General features: G+C 55.0%; 20 protein-coding genes. 14 read left to right on the forward strand and 6 right to left on the reverse strand.

Going from position 1 to position 24,946, the window contains the following annotated elements:
- The first annotated feature begins 14 nt into the window (after window positions 1-14).
- From dctP to ACR0EO_RS08120, 14 genes are all read left to right on the forward strand, one after another.
- Complete coding sequence (gene dctP / locus ACR0EO_RS08055; protein WP_480688729.1) at window positions 15-1,025, forward strand: TRAP transporter substrate-binding protein DctP; 1,011 nt, start codon at window positions 15-17, stop codon at window positions 1,023-1,025.
- A gap of 30 nt (window positions 1,026-1,055) precedes the next feature.
- Window positions 1,056-1,631: a TRAP transporter small permease gene (locus ACR0EO_RS08060; protein WP_480688731.1), complete on the forward strand. Its 576-nt coding sequence runs from the start codon at window positions 1,056-1,058 to the stop codon at window positions 1,629-1,631.
- Window positions 1,628-2,923, forward strand: coding sequence for a TRAP transporter large permease (locus ACR0EO_RS08065; protein ID WP_480688733.1), 1,296 nt, complete (start codon window positions 1,628-1,630; stop codon window positions 2,921-2,923). The genes ACR0EO_RS08060 and ACR0EO_RS08065 overlap by 4 nt, the downstream gene beginning before the upstream one ends.
- Window positions 2,923-4,809: a bifunctional sugar phosphate isomerase/epimerase/4-hydroxyphenylpyruvate dioxygenase family protein gene (locus ACR0EO_RS08070; protein WP_480688735.1), complete on the forward strand. Its 1,887-nt coding sequence runs from the start codon at window positions 2,923-2,925 to the stop codon at window positions 4,807-4,809. The genes ACR0EO_RS08065 and ACR0EO_RS08070 overlap by 1 nt, the downstream gene beginning before the upstream one ends.
- 1 nt (window position 4,810) lies before the next feature.
- Window positions 4,811-5,683, forward strand: coding sequence for a shikimate dehydrogenase (locus ACR0EO_RS08075; protein ID WP_108859947.1), 873 nt, complete (start codon window positions 4,811-4,813; stop codon window positions 5,681-5,683).
- Window positions 5,680-6,495 carry a citryl-CoA lyase gene (locus tag ACR0EO_RS08080; protein WP_480688737.1) on the forward strand — a complete coding sequence of 272 codons (816 nt, stop codon included), beginning with the start codon at window positions 5,680-5,682 and terminating at the stop codon, window positions 6,493-6,495. Before ACR0EO_RS08075 ends, ACR0EO_RS08080 begins: the two co-directional genes overlap by 4 nt.
- Window positions 6,485-7,681 (forward strand): Gfo/Idh/MocA family protein, encoded by a 1,197-nt coding sequence (locus ACR0EO_RS08085; protein ID WP_480688739.1) that lies wholly within the window; start codon window positions 6,485-6,487, stop codon window positions 7,679-7,681. The genes ACR0EO_RS08080 and ACR0EO_RS08085 overlap by 11 nt, the downstream gene beginning before the upstream one ends.
- Window positions 7,662-8,336, forward strand: coding sequence for a hypothetical protein (locus ACR0EO_RS08090; RefSeq protein WP_480688741.1), 675 nt, complete (start codon window positions 7,662-7,664; stop codon window positions 8,334-8,336). Before ACR0EO_RS08085 ends, ACR0EO_RS08090 begins: the two co-directional genes overlap by 20 nt.
- Window positions 8,329-9,519, forward strand: coding sequence for a Gfo/Idh/MocA family protein (locus ACR0EO_RS08095; protein ID WP_480688743.1), 1,191 nt, complete (start codon window positions 8,329-8,331; stop codon window positions 9,517-9,519). The genes ACR0EO_RS08090 and ACR0EO_RS08095 overlap by 8 nt, the downstream gene beginning before the upstream one ends.
- Window positions 9,520-9,673: 154 nt before the next feature.
- On the forward strand, window positions 9,674-10,588 hold the full coding sequence (locus ACR0EO_RS08100) for a sugar phosphate isomerase/epimerase family protein (RefSeq protein WP_480688745.1): 915 nt from the start codon (window positions 9,674-9,676) through the stop codon (window positions 10,586-10,588).
- Entirely contained in the window at window positions 10,569-11,978 is a 1,410-nt protein-coding gene (locus tag ACR0EO_RS08105; protein WP_480688747.1) for an aldehyde dehydrogenase family protein, read from the forward strand. Before ACR0EO_RS08100 ends, ACR0EO_RS08105 begins: the two co-directional genes overlap by 20 nt.
- Complete coding sequence (locus ACR0EO_RS08110; protein ID WP_170753376.1) at window positions 11,978-13,759, forward strand: thiamine pyrophosphate-binding protein; 1,782 nt, start codon at window positions 11,978-11,980, stop codon at window positions 13,757-13,759. The genes ACR0EO_RS08105 and ACR0EO_RS08110 overlap by 1 nt, the downstream gene beginning before the upstream one ends.
- 731 nt (window positions 13,760-14,490) lie before the next feature.
- On the forward strand, window positions 14,491-15,213 hold the full coding sequence (locus tag ACR0EO_RS08115; protein ID WP_480688749.1) for a 3'-5' exonuclease: 723 nt from the start codon (window positions 14,491-14,493) through the stop codon (window positions 15,211-15,213).
- Between the two features lie 244 nt (window positions 15,214-15,457).
- Window positions 15,458-15,853, forward strand: a complete 396-nt coding sequence (locus ACR0EO_RS08120; RefSeq protein WP_480688751.1) for a hypothetical protein — start codon at window positions 15,458-15,460, stop codon at window positions 15,851-15,853.
- Window positions 15,854-16,000: 147 nt separating this feature from the next.
- On the opposite strand, the gene ACR0EO_RS08125 is transcribed toward ACR0EO_RS08120, so the two are convergent.
- The 6 genes from ACR0EO_RS08125 to ACR0EO_RS08150 all read right to left on the reverse strand — a co-directional run bounded on the left by ACR0EO_RS08125 (window position 16,001) and on the right by ACR0EO_RS08150 (window position 24,942).
- Complete coding sequence (locus tag ACR0EO_RS08125; RefSeq protein ID WP_480688753.1) at window positions 16,001-16,414, reverse strand: hypothetical protein; 414 nt, start codon at window positions 16,412-16,414, stop codon at window positions 16,001-16,003.
- 10 nt (window positions 16,415-16,424) lie between these two features.
- Complete coding sequence (locus tag ACR0EO_RS08130; RefSeq protein WP_480688755.1) at window positions 16,425-16,799, reverse strand: hypothetical protein; 375 nt, start codon at window positions 16,797-16,799, stop codon at window positions 16,425-16,427.
- Window positions 16,800-17,075: 276 nt separating this feature from the next.
- Window positions 17,076-18,740 (reverse strand): hypothetical protein, encoded by a 1,665-nt coding sequence (locus tag ACR0EO_RS08135; RefSeq protein WP_480688757.1) that lies wholly within the window; start codon window positions 18,738-18,740, stop codon window positions 17,076-17,078.
- Window positions 18,737-20,506, reverse strand: a complete 1,770-nt coding sequence (locus tag ACR0EO_RS08140) for a hypothetical protein (protein WP_480688759.1) — start codon at window positions 20,504-20,506, stop codon at window positions 18,737-18,739. The genes ACR0EO_RS08135 and ACR0EO_RS08140 overlap by 4 nt, the downstream gene beginning before the upstream one ends.
- A 224-nt stretch (window positions 20,507-20,730) precedes the next feature.
- Window positions 20,731-21,207: a helix-turn-helix domain-containing protein gene (locus ACR0EO_RS08145; protein WP_480688761.1), complete on the reverse strand. Its 477-nt coding sequence runs from the start codon at window positions 21,205-21,207 to the stop codon at window positions 20,731-20,733.
- Between the two features lie 45 nt (window positions 21,208-21,252).
- Window positions 21,253-24,942, reverse strand: coding sequence for a PIN domain-containing protein (locus ACR0EO_RS08150; RefSeq protein ID WP_480688763.1), 3,690 nt, complete (start codon window positions 24,940-24,942; stop codon window positions 21,253-21,255).
- Between the last annotated feature and the right edge of the window lie 4 nt (window positions 24,943-24,946).

The following is a 24,946-nucleotide window of genomic DNA, read 5'->3' on the forward strand; positions in this document are numbered from 1 at the left end:
CAGGGAGGAGCAAAGTGATTACCAAACTTACCCGCCGGGCTGCTGTATCAGCCCTGGTCGCAACCGGTGTTCTGTTTAGCGCAACAAGTGGTGCGCTGGCGGAAGACAAAGTGCAACTTCGCCTCGCAACATCAGGATCGGAGACCGACCAGCGCTCGGTCGCTATGGCCGAGGTTTTCGCGCCCATGGTCGCTGATTTCGCAAGTTATGAGCCCAGCTATAACGGCACCATTTTCGCTCAGGGTACTGAGCTGGATGCCATCAGCCGGGGTAACTTGGAAATGTCGATTACCTCGGCGCAGGAACTGGCACAGTTCTTCCCCGAGTTTTCGATCTTTACCGCAGGCTATGTCCACCAGGACGCCGCGCATCAGGTGGCTGTCTTCAACGATCCCTTGATGGATGCCTTTAAGCAAAAGGCCGAAGAAGAACTGGGCGTCAAACTGCTGTCGGTCATGTATCTGGGCCGTCGTCAGGTGAACCTGCGGCAACCAAAGGAGGAACTGACTGTCAGCACCCCGGCTGATCTGGAGGGTGTGAACCTGCGGATGCCGGGCACAGATGCGTGGCAGTTCCTTGGAAAAGCGCTGGGTGCCGCCCCGACACCAATGGCGTTCTCAGAGGTTTACACAGCTCTGTCGACCGGTGCCGTTGACGGTCAGGACAACCCATTGCCGACCGTGGTTGATGCCAAGTTTTACGAAGTGACCAACCAGATCATCCTGACATCTCACTTGGTCGACTTGAACTATATCGCCATCGGCAAAGAAGTTTGGGACGGGTTGACGCCGGAACAGCAAGCCAAGGTTCAGGAAGCTGCGGACGCAGCAGCTGAATCAGGCCGTCAGAAGCAACTTCAGAAAGAAGAGGATCTTGTCAGTTTCCTGAAAGAGCAAGGCATGGAGATCTACGAACCCGATCTCGCTGCGTTCCGCAATCAGGTACAGTCTATGTATCTGGACAGCGAATTCGCTGGCTCATGGCCCGAAGGCGTTCTGGATCAGATCAACGCTTTGGGCAACTGAGCCAAGTAAGACAAGGGAGGGAGAACCATAATGAAAGCCTTTATGAAGGGGTTCTCCCGACTGACCGAAGCGATTGCCGGCGGGATGCTGGCGGCAATCTTCCTAATCTTCCTTCTGCAAATTCTTCTGCGGTACTTCTTTACACCCGCCGGTTGGACGCTTGAACTTATCGGTATTCTGTGGGTCTGGGTGATCTTCTTCAGTTGCGCATTCATCGTGCGCGAGAGAGATCATGTAAAGTTCGACATCATCTACCTTTCCGTGCCGATACGCGTGCGGCAGGTCTTTGCGATGCTGGCGGCCGCAGCGATCGTGGTCGGTATGCTCTACAGCTTCCTTCCAACGTGGGACTACATCGATTGGATGAAAATCCGAAAGACATCGACTGTCCGCAATCCGTTTTCCGGCGAGAAGATACCTTTGCGCACAGTATTCTCGATTTACGCGGTATTCATGCTGGTCGTCGCAGCGCGCTACGCGTGGCTATTCTTCGACGTCATGCGCAATGGCCCTCCAAAGACAGAGTTGGAACTGGTTGTTGGATACAACGTGGTTGACGACCATCCCCGTGTCGACGTCGAAGAGGACGAGGAAGTTAAGAAATGAGTTTTGAACTTCTTTCCTGCCTGCTCGCTCTCTTTCTTCTGGCAGGCATTGGGACACCTATCGGCTATTCCATCCTCTTGGCCTCATTGGTGTATCTGGGCACAGCCGGACTGGACGTAGCACTCGCAGGCGAGAAGATCCTGCAAGGCTTCTACAAAAGCACGATCCTGCTTGCCGTGCCTTTGTTCATCGTCGCCGCGAATATCATGAACGCTGGTTCGATCACGGACCGTCTGCTGAACTTCTGCGTTGCAGCTGTCGGTCGTTTCAATGGCGGCCTCGGGCACGTAAACGTGGTAGCGTCTCTGATCTTTTCCGGTATGTCCGGCTCGGCTGTCGCGGATGCCGCGGGGATCGGCAAGATTATCATTGAAATGATGACTAAAGATGGCCGCTACAGCCGAGGTTACGCAGCCGCGATCACGGCGGCGTCGGCGACGATTGGCCCGATCATTCCGCCCTCGATCCCGATGGTTTTGTACGCGCTCGTTTCCAAGGCCTCTATCGGGTCGCTGTTCCTGGCCGGTATTCTTCCGGGCCTGATCATGGGCGTCGTCCTCATGGCGATGAACTACTATCTGGCCGGAAAGCGGAACTTTGCATTGGAAGAACCTGTTCCACTGCGCGAATTGCCGGCTAAAACCGCCAACGCGTTTCCGGCTCTGCTGATGCCTGCAATCCTGCTGTACGGCATATATGGCGGCGTTACTACTCCGACCGAGGCTGCAGCCGTGGCTGCATTCTACGCTCTGCTATTGGCAGCGTTGTTCTACCGAGCGCTGACCTTCCGTGGCCTTTATCAGGTGTTCGTCGACAGCGCGCGCTCTTCCGCAGCGGTCGGTGTGGTCATTGGTGGCGCGTTTATTCTGAACTTCATCGTTATTCAGGAGCAAATACCGCAGTCGATCTCGGCACTGCTGGAGGGTTCTGATGTAAGCCCGATTGTGTTCCTGATCCTGGTTAACCTGCTGATCCTCGCGCTGGGATGCGTGTTAGACGCAACAACGATCATCCTGGTGATTGTGCCCCTGTTCATTCCAACCTGCGAAGCGCTTGGGATTGATCTGGTGCATTTCGGGGTGCTGGTCGTGGTGAACTCGATGATCGGTCTGATCACGCCGCCCTACGGCATTCTACTCTTTGTGATCAACGCCGTGACGGACATTCCGCTGCGCGAAATCATCTCGGAAATCTGGGCCTTCCTCGCGGTTCTCATCTTCGCTCTGGTGATAATGATGCTGATGCCGGATCTGGTCCTGTGGTTGCCGCGTATGTTTGGATATCAGGGATAATGTGCCTCTCAGTTTCGACAACGTCGATCCCCGGTGATCTGGCTGAAAAGCTGAGTGCTATCGCTGACGCGGGATTCGGGGGTGTCGAATTACACGAACCGGATTTGACCGCTTTTGACGAACCGCCATCGCAAATTCGGAACATTGCATCAGGTCTCGACCTTAAGATTTGCCTGCTGCAACCCTTCCATAACCTTGAAGGCCAGTCCGGCGGTGGACGGGAGCGCGCCTTTGATCGGCTGAAACGCAAACTCGACCTGATGAGCGAGTTGGGAACGGAATTGCTGCTCATTGGGTCCGCTTTTGAGGTCGATGCCGCTGCGACCGTAGAACAGGTAATTGCAGATCTTGGCGAAGCGGCCGAGATCGCAAAGGAGATGGGATTGCGTCTGGCCTATATGGGCTTACCATGGTCAAATCTTATTCACTCGGATGAACAGGCGTTAGGCGTCGTTGAAGCTGTCGACAGCCCTCATCTGGGGTTGGCTTTGAATTCCTTCTTCTCGCTTGCCGACGGGTCCAAACCAGCCCGCCTTCGGGACATTCCTGGAGAGCGGCTGTTTCATGTGCAACTGTCCGATGCACCGCGACTTGAGATGGATATTCGCAGGCTCAAACGGCACTTTGGGCTTCTTCCAGGGCTTGGGTCGCTGAACCTTGCGGGCTTTGTGCGGGTGTTGTCCCGCGCCGGATACAAGGGGCCTTGGTCCATTGCGCGCGTCAACGAAGCAGCGCCTCAACCCGGTGGCCGGACACTGGCCCGAGACAGCTATAGGTCGCTGGTGAACCTTTTGGATGAGGTGTCGCGGACCGAGCCGGGAACGGATTTCGGCATCCCGGACTTGCCTGAACGCGTCTATGCGTCAGGCTTTGAGTTCGTTGAATTTACAGCCGACGAAACAAGCGGCGCGCAGCTGGCAGATATGCTGTCAGCAATGTGTTTTCGAATGGAGCGAAAGCATGTAAGCAAGTCCGTCGAGTTGTGGCGGCAGGGCGCGATAAACATCGTTGTGAATACCGAAAAGGAAGGTTTTGCACATTCGGCGTTCCTGGGCCACGGCCCCTCCGTTTGTGACATGGGGTTGCGTGTCAAAGATGCGGATCAGACGGTTCAGCGAGCGACCGCGTTGGGCGCGCCGAATTTCTCACAGCCGGTAGGGACCGGGGAACTGGACATCCCGGCCATCCGAGGTGTTGGTGGCAATGTTGTCCATTTCATAGATGAGAAATCCGATCTGCATCGGGTTTGGGACATCGAGTTCGAGCCAGTCGCCAAGACCAAAGCGATCCAGCCTGCCGGTCTGCGCCGCATCGACCATCTGGCACAGACGATGCGTAACGATGAGATGCAAAGCTGGCTGCTCTATTACATTTCGACTTTTGAGATGGCAAAATCCCCGATCGTGAACGTTGCCGACCCGTCGGGTGTTGTGCAAAGCCAAGCCATCGAAAGCCCCGAAGGCGAAGTGCGTTTAAACCTGAATGGTGCAGTTGGGCGTCGAACACTGGCGGCTTCATTCCTTGAAGACGGTTTTGGTGCTGGTGTTCAGCACATCGCCTTCCAGTCGGACGACATATTTGAAACCTCAGCCCAATTGCGGAAGTCCGGTTTTCCCAGCCTGTCCATCCCAGAAAACTACTACGCTGATCTGCAAGCGACATTCGGGTTAAGTGAAGACCTGATCGCCCAAATGCGCAGGGATAACATACTCTACGATCAGGCGGCGGGTGCCGAGTACTTTCAGATCTACAGTCGCCCTATCTTTAACGGCTTTTTCTTTGAAATTGTTGAGCGCCGAACTGGTTACGCCGGCTATGGCGCGCGTAACGCTGCGTTTCGATTAGCGGCGCAAACGCGACACCACGTGGCGGAAGGAACAACCTAATATGAAGGCCGCACTAATCGGACAAGGGATTTCTGGCTCCATGACGCCTGAGATGCACGAGGCGGAGGGCCGGGCGCAGGGTATCGATCTGAGCTACGGTAGGATCGACACGGCAAAAGAGCCATTTCGTGGAATGTCGGTCGCTGATTTACTGCATTATTCCGTTGAATTAGGTTGTGCGGCGGTCAACGTGACACACCCCTACAAAGCGTCGGTCATTGATCATCTCGATGAGCTTTCCAAGACTGCTGAGGAGCTTCAAGCTGTCAACGCGGTGGTTTTTTGTGACGACCGAATGGTTGGCCACAACACCGATTACATAGGTTTCCACAGTGCCTTCGGAGATTTTTTGGGATCATCGAAGACTGAAACGGTTCTCATGTTTGGTGCTGGTGGCGCGGGCAGTGCAGTCTCCTTGGCTTTGCTTGATTCAGGTGTTCGAGATCTGGAGATCATCGATCCTGACTTCCACCGAGCGCAGGCGCTGGTCAGTCGACTAAAGGTCTTGCGCCCTTGTGCAAAGCTTCAGGGTTCCCCCTCGATTTCGTTGGAACGGGTCAAATTTGTGGACGGAGTGGTTAATGCAACACCGCTCGGGATGGATAAGTACCCCGGGTCGGTAATTGATCCATCATTGTTGCGGCCGGATGCTTGGGTGGCAGATATAGTATATTTCCCGCTCGAGACACACCTTCTGAGCAGCGCCCGCACAACTGGGTTAAAAGTGATGAATGGTGCTGGAATGGCAGTTCATCAGGCTGCAGCGTCTTTTGAAATCTTCACCGGCTGCACCGCCTCAATCAGTCGTCTTCAAAACGTTTTCGATTCACTTCGTCAGCAGCGCATGCGCGAGTTTAGAGGTGCAACGGTATGACAAACGACGAGCAAGCTATCCGCCAATGGTGGCGTACCTCCATCATCGACATGAAGCCCGGTCAGATCGCTTTTCGTGGCAACGCCATAGAGGACCTGATCGGGAACGTATCTTTCCCGCAAATGATCTGGCTGATGGTGCGGGGTGATCTGCCCAGCGACGCACAAGCGCGCCTGTTCGAAGCTGCTTTGGTCGCAGGCGTGGATCACGGCCCACAGGCTCCCTCAATCGCGGCTGCGCGTATGGCCGCCACCTGCGGGGTAGGTCTCAATAATGCGATGGCGACTGCGGTGAACATGCTGGGCGACGTGCACGGCGGGGCAGGAGAGCAGTGTGCGGAGCTGTACTATGATATCGCAGTCCGCATGGATGCGGGAGGTTCGCTGAATGACGCTGTTCGGGATGGCTTGGACAGTTGGCGCGAGACCTACGACAAGATTGTATCGGGCTTTGGTCACAGGTTCCACAGGCCTGTGGACCCACGCGCACCACGATTGATGCAACTTGTTCGTGATGCGGCGGCAGAAGGCACAGTTTCTGGCCGGTTTGCCGATATCGGAGAAGAGGTTCAAGCCGAACTCGGCCGTCAACGAGGTGGTCGGCCAATTGCCATGAATATCGATGGCGCGACAGCTGTGATCTTCTGCGAGCTTGGCTTTCCTGCGCCCTTGTCGCGGGGGCTATTCTGCTTGTCCCGCTCGGTTGGAATACTTGCCCACGCTTGGGAGCAGATGAACCAGGGGGGGCGGAACAAAGGGCCGATGCCCCCGAATTACTTACCCCTCTACGAAGACAGGAATGATGACACGTGAGACATCGAAATCCTTCCGGGTCGGCCTTATTGGCTGTGGTCGTATCAGTGATGTTTATCTAAAGACACTATCCAAATTTTCGAGCATCGAGGTCGTGGCTTGTGCAAGCCTTGATCCTTCGGAAAGCCGCGCCAAAGCGGATCAATACGGTGTCGCCCAGGCTTGCACGCCAGATGAAGTGTTTGACGATCCGACGATTGACTGCGTTCTGAATCTGACAATTCCGGCGGCGCATGCCGAAATCAGCCTGCGCGCGCTGGAGGCGGGGAAACACGTCTATTCCGAAAAGCCACTGGTCATGAACCGAACGGATGGTAAGGCGATCCTGCACATGGCCTCTGAAAAGGGGTTACTGGTCGGTTGCGCACCCGACACATTTCTGGGCGGTCGCTGGCAGACCGTTCGGCGCTTGATCGACGAGGGTGCCATTGGCAAACCGACAGGGGTTTTTGCCCATGTCGGTACCCACGGGACAGAACGCCACCATCCCAACCCGGATTTCTACTATAAGGCGGGTGGTGGGCCATTGCTGGACCTTGGGCCGTACTACCTGACCGCCATGATCTGCTGCCTTGGTTCCGTTGACCGGGTTGCTGGAATGGCTCGGCGCACGTTCGACAATAGGATGATCGAAAACGGCCCTCGCAGCGGCGAATGGATAGATGTCGAGGTCGACACGCACTCCCTAAGCCTACTTCAGTTCTCATCCGGAGCTATAGGGTCGATGACCATGAGCTTCGACGTCTGGGACAGCGAAACTCCGCGGTTCGAGATCTACGGTGAAAACGGCACCATCAGCATTCCTGATCCTGACCCGGTTCATGGTGCCAATATCTTTCAAGGGGATGTCTGGCTGAAAACGCGGGAGACCTCGCGCTGGTCTCACCAGCCTCGTCCAACCGGTCGCGAAGACTGGCAGGTGGCCGAAAACAAACATGGATTCAATGAAGACAGTCGCGGGCTCGGCCTTTTGGATCTGGCCCTGGCGGCACAAGAAGGACGCCAACCCCGTGCAAGTGGAGCGCTTGCCTACCACGTTTTCGAGGTCATGGACGCAATTGAACGGGCACCGAAATTCGGCGCCTATCAGACTATAGAAAGCCGGTGCGAAGCGCCGATGCCTCTGCCTGTCGATTTCCTGAACGATGAGAGGAAGGAGTTGGTCTATGCCTATTCAGACTCTTGACTTTGCCCAGCCATTTTTTCGCGTCCAGCACATAGCTGACGAGCGCAGAATTTCTATCAAGGGTCGCGCCATCGTCCTTAACCTTGGGGGGCGAAATCTCTCTGTCGAGGATCAGACCATTGCACCGCTTTCCTCTGTGATCGTGCAAGACAGCACGCTTAGCGGCGTGGAACGCGCAGTCATTGTCCACGATTTCGACGCCCATGCCGATGACAACGAGTTGTTCGCATGGGTGAAAGATACATGGCCATCTGCTTTTGAAGTTCGCCAAGAGGAGCGTCTGCGCGGTGTCAGCCACTACATGTCGCCAAAGGTCTTCGTGGGTAACGTTGGACTGACCATGTACCATTCCGGTTCGGTCCCATTGAATGTCGGATTGCACAAGGATCATCCGTTCTGCCCGGTACCGGGGTTTCGCGAAGTGCATACGCAAATCGTAGGCTTTGGCAAAATGCAGCAATGCCGTGAGCGGGATGTTGAAACCCTTTACCTCGAAGAATTCATGGCCCCCGGCACGACGCACAAACCGATGTATGACGCCGAAGGCAACTATCCCTGGCATCAGTACGAGACGATTACCCCCAGCATTTTCATGGCGGTGGAAATGCTGCCGGAAGGCGTACGGGTCCCGGAAATGGAGATTCAGAATGGCTGAGAGACTTTTATCCGAAGACCTGAACTTTGACGGACCTTTCCCCCGGTTGTCTCGTCGTTTGCGGCTGGGCGTTGTTGGCGGCGGACGTATCTCTGTCACGCAGGCAACGGCCGCGCGGATGACCGACCGGTGGGAGGTCGTCGCAGGAGCGCTCAGTTCTGACGCCGTGCGAAGCAAGGCGCGCGGGGCCGAGTGGTTCCTGCCGGCCGACCGGTGCTACGCGTCGTTCGAGGAGATGTCACAGGCCGAGGCGGCACGCCCGGATGGCGTAGATGCCGTCATGATCACTACCCCGAACCACGTTCATTTTGAAGCTTCCAAAGCGTTTCTGGGGGCAGGCATTGATGTACTGTGCGACAAGCCCCTGACCAACGAAGTTGCCGAGGCCGAGGAGCTTGAGGAGATCGCCGCGCGCACGGGACAGGTCTTTGCTGTCGGATATGCGATGTCGTGCTTTCCAGTGATCCGGCAAGCCAAGCAAATCGTGGCCGACGGAGCCATCGGAAAAATCAACCAAATACATGTTGAGTTTATGCAAGACTGGATGACGCCCGAAGATGTGGCCGATGCGCCTCATGTAAAGTGGCGGCTGGACCCAAAGATTTCTGGCCCGACCAGTTGTGTCGGCGATATCGGCACCCATGCCGCGCATCTGGCCAGTTTTGTCTCGGGCCTGCCCTTGACCGACCTACGGGCCGAGTTTCATGTCTGCGGCGCGCCAAAGCCTTTGGAAGACACGGTGTTCATGTTCACCCGTTACCAAAATGAAGTCCCCGGAACCTTGATGGCAACACGCCTTGCCCCCGGAAACCGGGGTGGGTTGCGCCTGCGCATATTCGGGAACGAAGGAGGCCTCGAGTGGGACTTGGAGAACTCGGAACAGCTGAAGTTCAATCGGTTTGGTGAACCGGATCATATCATCAGCCGAGGCCACGGGCATGGTATCGGACCCGGTGCGGAACGTCTGATCCGTACCGCGCGCGGCTTCCCCGAAGGGATTATCGAAGCCTGGGCCAACCTCTATACGGAATTTGCCATGGCTGTAGCTGCGCGTCGGGATGGCGTTACTGTTCCGGCCGATTGGCTTACTTGTCCCAGTATCGAACAAGGCGCAGACGGTGTCCGATTCATTGATGCCTCTGTGCGCTCTCACCAGACCGGAGGCGATTGGGTAACTGTTTAAAGCTTTGCCAACACGAAGGTTAAGCACGCCCGGGCTATTGCTCGGGCGTTTTCATTTCCTGCTCAGTATTAAAAGTTGATATTTTAAAAAATATCTGATATTTTGCACTACGTGTGATGAAATTGAGATTCGCAGACACGTGGAGCCACTGTTCATGGTGAAACCCGAAGAGGCTGGTGCAAGCCCCTCTCTCTATTCTTTGGCGCATCTGACGCTGATCGGCTGTACGCCGCCCGAGCTGGTCTATATCGCAGCACGGGCCGGTTACGATGCCGTTAGCCCCCGGTTTATTCCGATGCATGTGTCCGGTGAATTCACCCAATCGCCAATCGACAAGGCGCAGGTGCAGGCTACCAAAACTGCGCTCTCTACAACCGGTTTGAAAGTCCTTGATGTCGAACTGGCGCGCATCACCGAAGATGTCGATCCGCGCAGTTTTGAACCTTCTCTGGAGATCGGTGGGGAACTGGGCGCCAAACGCATGATCATGAGCGCTTGGACCAACACCCGCGATGATCGTGACTTCCTGATCGACGTCTATTCCGAGACCTGCGAACTGGCGGCTCCGTATGGGCTAACAGTGGACCTTGAGTTTCCAAGCTTCTCCCGCTTGCGCACTCTGGATGAGGCGCTTGATATCGTGCGTGCCTCCGATCAGCCCAACGGCGGTATTCTGGTCGATACGCTTTACCTGCACCTCAGCCGCGTGGATTTGGGAGAGTTGCTACACGTCCCCTCGGATCTGTTTCATTTCCTGCATATCTCTGATTGCCTGCCCGGCATCGCCGATACGCGCGAGGGCATGATCCAGCTGGCCCGTGATGCAAGGTTGTATCCCGGCGAAGGCTGGATCGATTTCACCGGCATCATCGAACGGATGCCGCCCGTCGACTATTCCATCGAACTGCCCAACCAAAGCCGCGTTGCCGAGTTGGGATATGAAGAACACGCGCGTCGCTGTCTCAGCCACGCCAAGCGGACATTCGGCCGGGCGCGATCTCAGCGTCGTATGCCCGATGCAGCAATTCCAAAACACCAAGAGGATCATCATGGGCAAAGAGCTCACTGAAAACGACCGCAACATGGCGGCCGATATGCTGGCGCGCGCCCGCGCTGCCATGGCCGAAATCGAGGATTGGGATCAGGACAGGCTGGACCGCCTGTCTCAGGCCATTGCATGGTACGCAGGGAACGAGAAAACCTTCACCCGTCTGGCCCAGCAAGGCGTGGACGAAAGCGGCATCGGAGATCGCGAAGGGCGTCCTGCGAAGCGATTTAAGATTCACATGGTGCTGCGTGATGTCCTGCGCACTCCATCGACCGGTATCGTCGAGGTGGATGAGGAAAAAGGTCTGGTGAAATACGCCAAGCCTGCCGGTGTCATCGCCTCCCTGATCCCGATGACCAATCCAGCAATGACGCCACCGGTGACCGGTGTTTCCGCCGCAAACGCCCGGAATGCCGTCATCTTCAGCCCGCATCCGCGAACCGCTCATACCACCTTCGAAATGGTCGAGGTCATGCGTGCAGCTTGTCGGGCTGCCGGTGCTCCCGAGGACTTGTTTCAATCCATTCGCAAACCGTCGATCCCATTAACGCAACATCTGATGGAGATCTGTGACCTTACGCTGGCGACGGGTGGCAAGCCCATGGTCAAAGCAGCCTACAGCTCGGGACGTCCGGCCTATGGCGTCGGCGCCGGCAATTCATCCATCGTCATCGATGAGACAGCCGATCTGGATGTCGCCGCTCAAAACACTCGTATTTCCAAGACCTCCGACTTTGGCTCAGGTTGTTCGGCCGACGGTAACATCATTATCCAGCGTTCGGTCTACGATGATATGGTCAAGGCGCTTGAGGCCGAAGGCGGGTACCTGTGCTCGGACGAAGAGAAGGCTATGCTCCAAGCTGCTATGTGGGATGAGAAGGGAAACCGCACCTTCCCGACCATCGCCTGTCCGCCGCAGCAAACGGCCAAGGTCGCCGGATTTAGCATCCCCGAAGATCGCAAGTTTCTGATGGTTGAAAATCAGGGGCAAATCGGGCCGCAGCACAAGTTCTCCAAGGAAAAACTGACCACGCTGATGGCGCTTTATCACTTCGACACGTTCGATGACGCGCTGGAAACGGTCAGCCGGATTTACAATACCGGAGGTAAGGGCCATTCCTGCGGGATTTATAGCCATAATGACGATCACATCGATCGGCTCGCTCGTCTTGCTCCGGTCAGCCGTATGATGGTGCGACAGCCTCAGTCCAAGGCCAATGCGGGTGCCTGGACCAATGGCATGCCTATGACCAGCAGCCTGGGTTGCGGCATCTGGGGCGGCAACATCACCAATGAAAACGTTACCATGAAACATATGATGAACTACACCTGGGTCAGTCGTCCGATCCCCGAGGATCGCCCCTCGGAGCCGGATCTGTTCGGAGAGTTCTACGGGCAGGAGGTCGCGTGATGGATGGAGCAAAACTGGAAGGCAAAACCGTTGCCGAACACATCGTCGACTTCCTCGAACGTCGCGAGGTCAAGCATGTGTTCGGCCTTTGCGGTCATACGAATATCGCGGTTCTGGCCGCGCTGGCGGAAAGTCCCATCGATTTCGTCACCGTGCGGCATGAACAGATCGCCAGCCACGCGGCGGACGCTTATGCCCGCGTGACGGGCAAGGCCTCGGTGGTGTTGTCCCATCTCTCCCCGGGGCTGACCAATTGCGCCACCGGGGTCGCCAACGCCGCATTGGATTGTATCCCGATGGTGGTGATCGCAGGTGATATTCCTACACATTACTACGGTAAACACCCGCATCAGGAAGTGAACCTGCACGCGGACGCTGCCCAGTGGGAGATATATCGCCCCTTCGTCAAACGCGCATGGCGCGTAGATCGGGCAGATCTAATGGCCGAAATTCTGGAAAAGGCATTTCATCTCGCTGAAAGCGGCCAGCCCGGACCGGTACTGGTCAATGTCCCCATGGACATCTTTTCAGAGGTGATCCCCTCGGACAGTTTCGACCGTATCCGCGACAACACGCGCGCGCTCAAGAAACCGTCGATTGACGACGAGACAGCGGGAGAGATTGTCGAAGCGTTGGCTAAAGCCAAAAACCCAGTCGCTTATGTCGGGGGTGGTATTCTTCTGGCACAAGCCAGCGAAGAGTTGCGAGAATTTGTTGAACATATGGGCCTTCCAGTCGCGCATTCCCTGATGGGTAAAGGCGCGTTGCGAGACGACCACCCGCTTGTGCTGGGAATGACCGGGTTTTGGGGCACCGAGTTGGTCAACCAGTCCTGCTTGAATGCGGACTACATCTTTGCCGTGGGCACTCGGTTCAAAGAGGCTGATTGTTCAAGTTGGTACCCTGGCTACACGTTCAACATTCCCGGATCGAAGGTCATTCATATCGACATTGAGCCGCAGGAGATCGGTCGGAACTATCCCACCGAGATCGGAGTCGTTGCTGACGCCAAGCCCGCGTTACGTGTCCTCAACCGGGTTGCCCGCGAGATGTATCCGGACGGCTTCAACCGCCCCGCGCTGGAAAAGCAGATCACGGATTTCCGGACAAAATTCAAAGCGCGCAACGTGGAAATGGCGACCTCGTCGGCCTTTCCGATGATGCCTGAGCGCATTCTGGCAGATAGCCGCAAGGCACTGCCTGAGGATGCCATCATCACCACAGACGTTGGGTGGAACAAGAACGGTGTAGGACAGCAATTCGATATCCTGACCCCCGGCTCAATACTGACCCCGGGCGGGTTCGCTACGATGGGTTTTGGCCCGCCGGGAGCGATCGGCGCAAAACTGGCAGCACCTGATCGAGTCGTACTAAGTTTGGTTGGCGATGGTGGATTCGGTCAAAATCCGTCGATGCTGGCAACAGCGGTCGAACTTGATTTGGGTATCATCTGGTTGGTTATGAACAACAACGCCTTCGGAACGATCGCCGGCCTTCAAAAAGCGCATTACGGTTTGACCTATGGAACCACGTTCCCCGGATCCGCCGCCGCACCCGCAAACAGACCGGGCTATGCCGACATAGCGCGAGCCTACGGCGCGGAAGGGCACAGGCTCAGCGCTGCCGACGAACTGTTGCCCGCACTGGAAGCGGCAATCGCCAGTGGCAAGCCAACCGTGCTCGATGTGCCAATGATCAACAACCCAACACCAACGACCGGACATTGGAACATCTTGGACATATACTCGCCGGACAAGGAGATATCTCACGTCGCGACTTGACGAAACTGGGCGCGTTTAGGCGCGCCCAGTTTCTTGTGCCAATGCACATCCGTGCTCGAGCAAAAACCCGTCTTAGTGTTGCAAAGATTGCCATGGCAAGCCGAAGGTTAGTCACGGTCTGACATCAAGTGGCGTTGGCTGAAAGAAAGACAGAAAGAAAACCTGAGGCGAACCTCTTCATTGAACATGTCTATCCAAATTCTGCGGAAAAACATCGTATTTTTGCTGATCCAGCGCACATGCACTGGATCAGTAAGTGCACTGTTATGCCAGTTGGGCAAGGTTGCCTGACCGGAAGGCAAAGGTTCTGGGCGCGATTGACGGAGCACGGCTCAAGCACTGCGGCCCAATTGACGACATGCTGGGATCCGAACTCGAGGTTTTCGTGCCGTGATAAGACAGATGAGAGGTGCTTACTCGTCACCGATCAAAATTCATTCTTTGTTCGATAATAGGTCTTCGAGATTGTCATATGGCGCGGTGTCCCTAAACTGTTTCACGAGTTCAGCGTCGTTTGAACGATCCCGCTCGCACGTTTTCAGTAGCCGACATAGGTGAAGAAGAAGAATGATTGTCGCTCCCGCGGCCGCAATATTGAAGGCGATTTCCCACGTTGTCATTTTGATGTTCCCACAATTGATAAGTTGCATTCCCGTAACCGCAGAACCTGCCATGACACTTGACGAAAACCGGAACCTGTGGGTCTGAGCCCAACTTGCCACCGAAAGATCATGTCTCAGGATGACCTGAAAAACCTATTGAACTCAATCAGCCGGCCGACGCCGGAAGAAGAAGCATTTTTTGCCAAACGTCGCTCCCTTGGTCTCGGTGTCGGGCTCGATGAGCATGGGAAAATAGTCTATCCGAAAAAGCTCGTATTCATCGACTTCGAGGCATCCTCGTTGAGCCCTGAAAGCTGGCCAATCGAAGTTGGCATTGCGTGGATCGAACAGCAGGATGTCGTTGTCGAAAGCAAGCTCATACAGCCAGATCCTGACTGGTTGCTCGATGATTGGTCAGTGAAAAGCGCTGCCGTACACAATATCCCTTTCAGCGCCTTGAAGACGGCGGAAGCCGCGGAAGATGTAGCACGCTGGTTGAAAGAAATTGTAGGCGACAACATCCTTGTCAGCGACGCTCCTGAGCTCGACCAACGCTGGCTTGACTGTCTTCTCGCAACGCTCGGTGAACGTGCGAGGCAGATCGTTGACTTTGACCGGATCGTCTGGGTCTCGTTTTCTCAAGAAGACGGCGTTTTTGCACACGGTGCGATCGAGCAAGTCTACGAAACGCGAGCGGAGCGCCCAACAACACATCGAGCAGGCGCAGATGCCGCAAATATAGCCCACGCGTATAGATCCGGGTTACCTCGGCTTTCTTCCCCCAACTTTCTCGAGCCAATGTCCGAAGAGGATCTGCAGCGCTGGGAAGGTGGAGCGGAGGACAATAACTAAGTACGCCGAGGGAAGCATATCCTCACCGCACCAGTTACAGCTCAGTCTGTAGATGCTCCGACCCGTCTTGGCTGGCAAGTCTTATATCCGAGGCTTGGCGGACCGGGCATTGCGAGCGGTGCACTTGCACGGTTTCAAAGCGACAAGCAGCTCATCATTTCAGGATTCAAACAGGCAGTTTCTCATTTTTTTGAAACAACACATCTTTTGCTAACCAGTAACACTACATCACAACGAGAGCACTATGTCCGTACAGAAATCCTTGTCCGATCTGATAATTGAGACCATTGCAAATGGAATCCTGTGTCTAAGTGAAGACGCAAGAAGGATACGATTTACGCTTTTCCACAGAGGCCATTCAGTTACCGGACCGTTGTGTCTCCGTTCCGATTGGACAGACAAACTCGGTCGACCAGGCTTGATGCCGGTCATCGCAGAGACTGCCTTGACTTACGGCGAGGATGAAATTGTCCTTCCTCTACCATCCGATGATGACATGGCTACAGCTTACGATTTGCTGCAGGAGCGCCTCGCACCGGAAAAGATGTTCTCTTTCGACAATGAGCAGGGCTGGTTGTTAACGTCATTCAAGTCGAAACCGCTACGTCAAAGCGGCAAAAAACTGAATAAAGCAAAGTAGGAACTAAGTTGTTTCTGGAAGCCGGCATCTGCGTAGATGTCGGCCTCCAACCGGGTTTACCAAGCTTCCTTTTGCCTCTTTAAGTGGCGGCTTTGATTGGGCAGCGACAGAGAGCAATTCGGGCTTGAAGCGCTGTCACTTCGTTCGTCAATCATACTTGCCGATCAAAGACTGCGCTTTCACCCGCGCTCGTAGGCGATTTCGTAGAAACTGAAACTGACTCCATGTCAGAATTCGGAGACGTAGCCGCTCCAGTTCGCTGTCGATCAGAACATCTTCTTCAGTGTCCATCTCGAGCACCTTGTTTCCGTAACCTGCGCACCGAGCGTTTGCAGCGGAGACGAGATCCTTGCCGACCATTGCGATACACGCATCGTCCCGCTCATCGAGAACATCGCCGCGTTCCAGCCGCTCGAGCATATGCGAAAAGTTGCGCCGCATCAGCCCGCGCGGAATTGGCCCATGCCGTGCGCAGTCGTCTGCAAAAGCGGCCGCTTGCGAGATCACGCAAGCACCCAGCTCCTCGAGCGTTTGTTCCCGGCGAGTGTATGTGTAGCTCATCACGATCTCCTCACGCCGCCGCTTCAGTCTCAGCCACTACAGGCGTGAGCGTTGGTTCATCAATTCTGGCGATCAAAGCTTCCAGCTGGTCAGTCAGCCCGCAGATGACGAGCACCGCCGGATCTTCCGGTGAAATATCAGCGAAAAATCCGCTTTCAATACGGTTCGGATCACCGACGTGCTCCAGAGTGAGCAGGTCGCGCAGCCATTCCAGGCCACTGCGATGCTGGACCGTGTAGGCGTTGGCAGTTGCGACCGACGCGCGCAGCCGCTGCAGGCGCATCAGGGCTGCGGATCCACCGAGCAGCAACACTGCATGTTGAAGATCGAGATCAGCAGATTCGAGGAACACGCAGACTTGCGTCAGGATTTGGTTGTTATTCATTGGGAATTACCCTGTGTTTACGCCGCCCCCATCGGACGACAAGCGCGCAGGCGGGGGCGTTCTCCTTTCACCCTGCACGTAGTTTCTATTGATCTGAGCTCTGAGCTTTCTCTCATCTTGCTGCTCACAAAGACGTAGCAAGATGAGAGGAAGTCAGGGCCGGGATACTTCACACCCTATTAGGCGCGCGACCGATCGAAGTGAGGAGTCGCCGAGGGCTATTGAGTAGATTTTGCCGCCTATGCCGCACTTGTTATCAATCTGGGGCGCGGTGAATTACATCGCGATCATGTTTGTATTGTCTGGGTCTTTCCTTCTCGATTCAGCAATTTCCGCGAGGATTTCTTGCGCTTCCAATCGCCGGTAGCGATCTGCATTCAGCTCATAAAAGTGTCGGCTTGTCTTGTGGGCGTGACCGCAGAGCGCTTGCGCGACGCGTAGATCCAGATCGGAGTCCTCCACCACGGCATCATATGTGAGACTACGAGCGATATGTGGCCCGTGGCCGGTCAGTTGCCGCATGTTTTCCCATAACCAATTGTCACCGAAAGGTTTCCAACCGCGAGCAGGATTGCCGAATAGTGCCGTTCCGATCCGCGCCTTATAGACGGTCCAAAGATGCATTTCGCCGACTCCCATTAGTAGCGTCGCATCCAGATAGGGGATCAGACATTCTGCAAGTCGACCGTTGATGAAAGTTCCAGTCTTGGATGTCTCGATCTCCACGCTCCAACCTTCACTATCTCTAAGGAATTCCCTACCGATCCGCCCGGTCCGCAGGTCGAGAGAGCGCAATGGCAGTTTCGCCAACAAAGCCATAGCGCCAGCAAGCGCGTAGTCACGACGACGGGTACGGATATGATCCTGGTGAGGAGCCTGTCGAAGTCGCGCATGGGCAATTTCTGCGAGGTCAACCAGATTCAATGGGTTCTGTGCCAAAGCCACCTCCTTCCGACGCAGATCGGACGAGGACTCGAGTTTCAATGCATTGTGCGTTTCCATAAGCGCCTCGCGAATTTCGCTGGGATAGTTGGCGTGTTTTGCAAAGCCTGCGAGTGCGTCGCAGTAATTTGCTTTGCTTCGCGTTTTGATGTCGCTGTCGAAGACGTCTTCGGCGAAGGCTTTCGCCGTCTCCATCGAAAGCTCCACTGGCATTTGCCTGCTATTGGTGATCCGAACCAAGCGTCGCAGAGCGCAGGACAACAATTCGATCCGGGCACTGGACAACCCGTTGGGCTTATCGGACCGCGCGGCGATCCGAGCCATTTCCGTATAGAAAGGTTCCGGAAGGTCGTGAAACGAGGGCTTCTTATGCGAAGGCGATTTTGGGCGGGTAACCGTTCGACGTATGCGTTGACATTGCTGTAGGAAGATTGTGTCCGGGTTCTCCGGATCAATTTCCGACATCAATTCAGCCAGAAGCCCGAGGTTGCGCGCGTCTGCTTTGAAGCTTTGCATTGTGGCATCATCAAGTCGAGGCATCGACTGACGCCAGCGCATCCAGCGATCGGCAAGACGGATCAGCGAAGGCTCGCAGACCTCCTGCAACTCCGATTGGATTGCGAGAAATCGCGACCAGTGCGGTGCACAAAAGACGAGTTCGAGTGGGCGGCGGTCAAATGCGCCGCTCTCGATCGCCCACTCCATGCCCTCTTCGGTTTCAAACGCGTATTTCCGAAGCAGCCCTGCCTGACTACTCAGGCTGTTTTCTTGCCACCCGTCCGCCCTCAGGCGATCAAAAAAAGCCACTCCAGTCTCCCGCGATAGCTTTTCCGCAAAACCATGATGTCGCGCGGTCTCGATGAGACCGCGAAAGGCTGAGGAAAGAGCATGCCTACTCGGGTGAAGGCTTTTTGCATAATAGGCCCGTCCGGTATCGACATCGGCGAGATACCGACGCATAGGCAGCGGCAATTCCTGTTCCGTGATCAGATACTTCATCTGTTTTTCCCTTTTGCGAGTGCGTTGTTGACGGCATCCAACCCATCCTGGCCGCGTTCAATCGCTGCAGTTTGGTCAAAGAATGCGTAAGTCTTCGAAACCGTGGCCGGAGAGTTGTTGAGAAGTGCGGATATGACGTTCAGGTCGGCGCCGGGCTGATTGATCAGTATCGAGGCGATAGCGTGGCGCACCTGATGCAGCTTCATGTACAAATCGACCGAAGCGGTGGCGTAGCGCCAGGCATCGGCCGCATTGCTGTAACGGGCTCCCCCAAACAGTAGCTGTGGGTCCGGGTTGTGAAGCCGCTTCATGAAGTGCGGGCGCGCTTCGGCAAGCCACCATTTCAGGATGCGACGAGGATCGACCTTGCCGCGTTTCTTGATCAACGCTGTCAGAGGTTTCTTGTTTTTCGTCATTTCCTTTGGAATGGCGAAGCTGACAGTTCGCGAACCAATCGGGAAGGAAACATTGGCCTTCTCGCCAGTGATCGACAGATTGACCAGTGTATCAACCCGAAGCGGCATAAAGGTCAAAACAGCGGCCATGGCAGCGGCAAGTGAAAGTCTCACCGCACGAGCCTGATCACCCATCGAAAGATCATTGTAGTTTTGGATCAGCGGCAAAGCCTGGCTATGAAACTCACCTGCGAGAGATAGAAACTTTTCGACACGCCGAGGTGACGTGACAAGGCGCCGACAGAACGCCTGGTTAGCCTCCGTCATTGTATCCCAGTTTTGGAAGTACTCGGTCTCGAAAAACTCTTTTTGAACTTTTGAGAGTTCAGGGTGGAACTCACGGGCGAAGCGAAATACCGCCCCCATGTTTTTCTTTAGCGTTCTGGCCACGAGCGGCTTCCAGTAGTATTCGCCGCCCACTTCCGCATCGAAGGCGGCAAACAGATTATCTGCCTTGGTCAATTCCGCGATGGATTGGCCACCGTCCAAATCCAATCGACCGAGTTCAAAGAGGCAGGTGAAGTACCAGTTCAGATCATCCCCGGCAGATTTGACAGTCTGCGGAGAAAGCGGCGCGCGACGGCGGCCTGCCAGGAGCCCATCATAGGGTCGACCGAGGCGCATCGTCGCCTGGTATTCTCGAATAGCCGAGATAACTTTGGCCGGTAAATCTGGTGTCACGCGGTGGCGTGTGGCCTTGGGAATCTCACCGATAACAGATGGCAAAAGCGAGGGTCCGACAATCTCCGGGAACTCATGCAGGCGATCCAGCAGACGCGCAGCTTTACGAATTGCGTTCTTGCGACCCTGATCGTGACAGTCTTTCATCCAGAGGTGCAACATATCAACACTCAGCTGCGCCGGCTGGACGCCCTTGCTTCTTGCAAGGCTTGTCAGAACGGTCAGTGCAATAAGTTCTGGTGTTTGGATGTTATTGCCTTTTCTACGCGGTTGGATCAGCGCGGTCGCAGCTTTCTGGAGCTGTGACCAGTCGTCCTCCAGCCCGCGCAGACGCTTTTCCTCGGCGCGCAATCCTGACGCGTGCGCCATCAGGCTCTTTACGTTGCCGTGCCACGTTTCAAACTGCTTGAAAGTGTTGAAGCCTTCCGGCGCATCCTTGTTGGCGATGTGACTTGACCATCGTTTGACGAAGGCATCGACATCGATCGGGATCATCGCCAGCGGACAATTATACCCTGGCAATTTCCTACATTTGTTTGCGGATCCCCGGATCTTCTTCGCGTTTGCTTGCGAAAATGGGTAGTCTCCGGCGTCGAGTTTTTTGACAGCTTGCTCGAGGGTCATCTGCATTCTTGCCTCCATCATTGGTGTTGTTTTTTGGCGTTAGTGACGCGGTAGTTCTTGGAAATTCGGGTGATCTTCAGAGATGCGTTTTGAGGTTCTTTTTTCGAATTTCGGCACTCTGGAAGCGAAATGAGGAAAAGGGCTACAAAACGTATTGAGGTGAGGTTTTGTGGGCGTATTCCTCACTTTTTCCAGATCTGGCAAAGGTGCGAATTGCGGTGTTTTCGGCCTCACACAACATCAAAGAGCTCCTCAATCTGGTGTTTCCGGAACCGGATCGAGCCACCAATCCGGAGGCTTGGAATGATGTTATCGCGGGCGTAATTGCGGATGGTTGCCGGAACGCAGCCGAGTTCCGCAGCAAGGTCTTTGCCGGTCAGCAGTGGCTCAAGCAGCGCCGGATGTTGATCTTGATCCAGCATCTTGGCATGGGGCACGCCTTCGACCCGCCAGACATCCGTGATGGCATAGCGCGGGCGCTTCCATGGCCCGGGCGCGGGACGAATACTCAATTCGCGCAGTACCCGGCGCACGGTGTCCGGATGCAATTGCCAGCGGTTCGATATCTGGGTTTGGGACAAGCTTGGCAGGCCGGCCAGCGCTGTAGAATGGATTCTGAGTTTGGATAGTCGCTTCATGAAGAGCAGATGGGTCCACAACGCCGATCCGGAAAAAAATAGCCGAGGCGCGAGGCTGGATGCTGACATCGTTCAATTCGAAGCCATTGGCGGAATTGACGATTTCACCAATTATCAACTATCGGCGTTGGATTTGTCAGTCTCTTCCATCTGAGCTTGATAAAGATCCATAAGAAAGTGACCTCGGAGCCAGGACACGACGTAAGACGTTACTTCAGAATTGTTTGCGAGCCGCGCGAAGGCATTTACTATGTCTTTCAGTGGAACGCCTTTGAAGCGAACCAAACTGCGTAAGATCATTCCTGTTGCCTTCTCAGCTCTTCGACGTGCACGCGGATCCTCGAAGGCGAGCAACGCGAAGGCGGCTGCGGTTTGAATGTGTTTTCTGATATTTGCATCTGGCCGGCCAATATACTCTGAAGCTCTCTGGAAACGACCCATGTCGTCTGTATCGTCGATTCTCATCATTGTAATCAACGTCGGCGCGTTCAGGCCAATGAAAGAGTGACGCAATGCTGCCAACGTGAGCAGAGCTTCCGCCCGGGCGACTTCATCAATTATGCCTTCGTCCAAAAGCAAGCTCAAAAGCGCATCGAAGCCGAACGCATCGATCTTGAAGACATCTTGTGCAATTTGACGCAATCGAAGATCTGCGCTCAAAACGGTGGTACCTTCACGCTGCGCAACCGAAAGTGTGTCAAACTGCGTGCCAAGGAAATCAGAAAGTTCTCTCAGTTTCAGATCAAGTGAATCCGAAACTTCTATCCCAACAACATTGCAGTCATTTTTGATATTCGCTGCCACGTTCCTGAGATCGTCAACTTGAGCCGCGAGATCCTCTGCGGATTGTTGAATTGACACAATTTTATCGCCTTCAGCCACTGCGGTCAGGCGTCCATCTTCGTGGCTTTTCAAATTTTCCACCATCTCACCAAGCTCATCGACGCAAGAGGCGGAGGCATAAACAGTATGGAATGCTTCTCGAACTGATCCAAGGAGTCCAAGCTTGCTGAGCAGCCATCCTGTATGAGTGTCAATAACCACTCCTTTTTCGACGGCCTGGCGAGCATGCTCGATTTCCAGCCGTATGTCCGGAGTGCGACCCGTTGCGCTGAACATCTCTTGACCAGATTGCGCCAGATACACCGCAAACTCGATCGAGTTCCCCCCACCCATGGATGCGACTGAAGCCAGTGGCAGTGGGTTGTCTCGGTAGAGAGTTTCTATGCGTTCGACCTGCGCACGCCGAGCTTTCAAGTTCTCTAAGATGGGTGTGACATCATCATCTTTGATCGTGACCGACCACAATGCCGTTTCGTCTGGGAAACGATCTTGGAGTGTATGTGACAAAAAATGGAACAGGTGAAGATATTTGGATTTCACCTGTTCGATCTTCCATACGAACCGGTTTGGACCGGTTTCGGTCTTAAATTCCTCGCCTACAGCTTTACCCATTGCCGCTTCAACTATTGGGTGATCCGCGCGAAGATGAAGAGCCACGTCATCTTCACTTGCGACGACAACAAATTCAAATGGCTTTCCATTGTCTAACCTGGAGAGTCTTACGAAGCTGCCTTCCTCAACGATAGAACTCTCCGGTATCAATGGAGCGTCTCCGTCGACCATCATTTCAACCAAAAACAATCCGACGTACGAGTTGCAAACTCCGGCGTCTGTTTGATGTCGCGCAGCGATGTCGTAAGCGTAATCCAACGCATCTCGGCGGCCGCTGCGCCACAAAACTTGGCACAAGTCCATTCTATCGCGCAGTTCACCCTCTAAAGATTCCAACGCAATTGTTGCAAGGAAGTTCTGGGCGTCGCGTTCCCTCCCAGCCCTGAGAAAGCTCTGCCATAATGCGAGCTGCGTGCGCGCGTTATTCGGGTCGAGGTTTAAAGCGCGTCGGAACCATGGAAGGGCATCCTGAGGGCGTCGGCGATTGAGGTGAAAGTGGCCGCCAGCGCGCTGTGTCTGTTCGCCTGCGTTTCCTGCACGTTGGACAGAGTTAAAAAACGCGACGCCCGACGCCAGTGGAATGCCGGCCGATGCATAGGCCAGCGCCAGCATCCTTCGTTCTCTCGTTTCCATGCCAGTGTCTACGTTACCCTCGAGAAGGCCGATTGCCTTCTCTGGTTGATCGCGATCTATGCACTCTGAGGCCAAGCGCCAGCGAAGCTCTCTATTGCCTGCGAGATCTTGTGTGAGTGCAAGTTCGAATGCCTTATCGCCGACTTCGGTAGCACCGAAGCGATTGGCAAGTTGGCAAACAACAAGATAGCTGTGCGCGTCAGGCTTTATCTCTTGCAGAGCTTCCTGAAACGCATCGTTGCGCTCGGCTTCCGGCAACAGCAAGACATTCGAAACTTTCGCTATGTCTTCTGGTGGGATCTGTGTTTTTCCGTCCAGGTCTTCGGTCTGGAGTTCAATTACTTCAAGCGCTTCCTTCCACTCTCCTCTGTTGAGTGCACGCTCCAATCTTATTGGCGCGTCTCCGGCAAAGCGGTCCGTTAATGCTCGGTCAAGTAGCTCATCGTCGTCTAACTGTATCGCGAGGCCAGCAACCGCAGCGCGCGCGCTGGGATCTGCGAAGAGGGTATCAACATTGGCGTCAACAAGTGCTCGGGCTTCCGGAAGACGTTCTTCCAAGCGTAGACCCATGATCGTGTTCTGCAAAAGCGTCGTGTCAGGTGCGATCCCATAGAGTTCAGTCAGCGTGTGGCTTTTCCAAAGCTCCAGCAGGTACTCAGCGGCCTGTCCGGATTGTTGCTTCGCGTCTGAAAACTCTTGCGGCGATGCGTACCCTTCAAAATGCAAGGACGCCAACCGCTCGAGATCTCCCTCAGCCGCGGCTCGACAAAGAGTCTTTGAATCCGGGTGCATAGCCAACGCTCGTTTGGCTTCGTCGTACCACCGTGAATCACCTGCTGCGCGGAGGGTAACCATGCGTGCAACACAGACATCTTTGTTCCGACGTAACTCCAAGGGTATTTCAGATGCATCGACCAAATCGCCTTTCGCGCTTCTAACATAAACCCAATTTGCCCAATGGAGCGCGCTGTTCGGCTCTGTGGCCAACAATTCGTTCACGCACCGCTCGGCGGCTTCCGGGTCGCCTTGTAGCAAGTGCGCCACAACCAGATTCGAGCGGTGCTTGAGGTTCTCTGGATCTATCTCCGAGGCTTCAATGAATAGTCGTGCAGCTTCTTGATCGTTTCCCAAACCTTTTTCGCATGTCGCAATCAAGGATGTCACCCTCGCTGCAGACTTCGGCGGTAGAGGTCCGGTTGCGTCAGCCTCTTGCAAGCGCGCCCTCAGAAGACCGATTGCCGTCGCGAATTTGGACTGTTCAATTAGGTTTCGGTAGATCTTGAATTCGGGATCCAATGGATCTGGCTCAATGATGCCAGTAGGAACGCTCTGTGAAAGGTGTTCTACCTGTTCTGCGGTTGCAGAAATAGTGCTCTTGAGCTGTTCATGTTCCAGCCGAACCGTTTCAGTGATCTTCTGTTGCGCCCTCAACCGTTCACTCGTGCTGTTGACAGCTTCAGTGACGTCACTTCGCCACTGCGTGATGTTTTTGTCCCGTTTCGAGGGCAGGACACTTCGACCTAATCCGCTAAGCGCACCACCCACAAATGGTACCGCAGAAAGACCGGCATCAACCACATCTCGACTGCCCTCAGATAAGCGTGTTCCCTTTTCCGGTGGTTCCAGCTTGACGGGTGCAGAATCCTCATCAGGTACGACGGCAGGAAGCTGAACGTCCGGTTTGTTGGTTTCGCGTTCGCCGTCGTCTTCAATCAATTTT

This window comes from Ruegeria sp. BE9 (genome assembly GCF_056538765.1).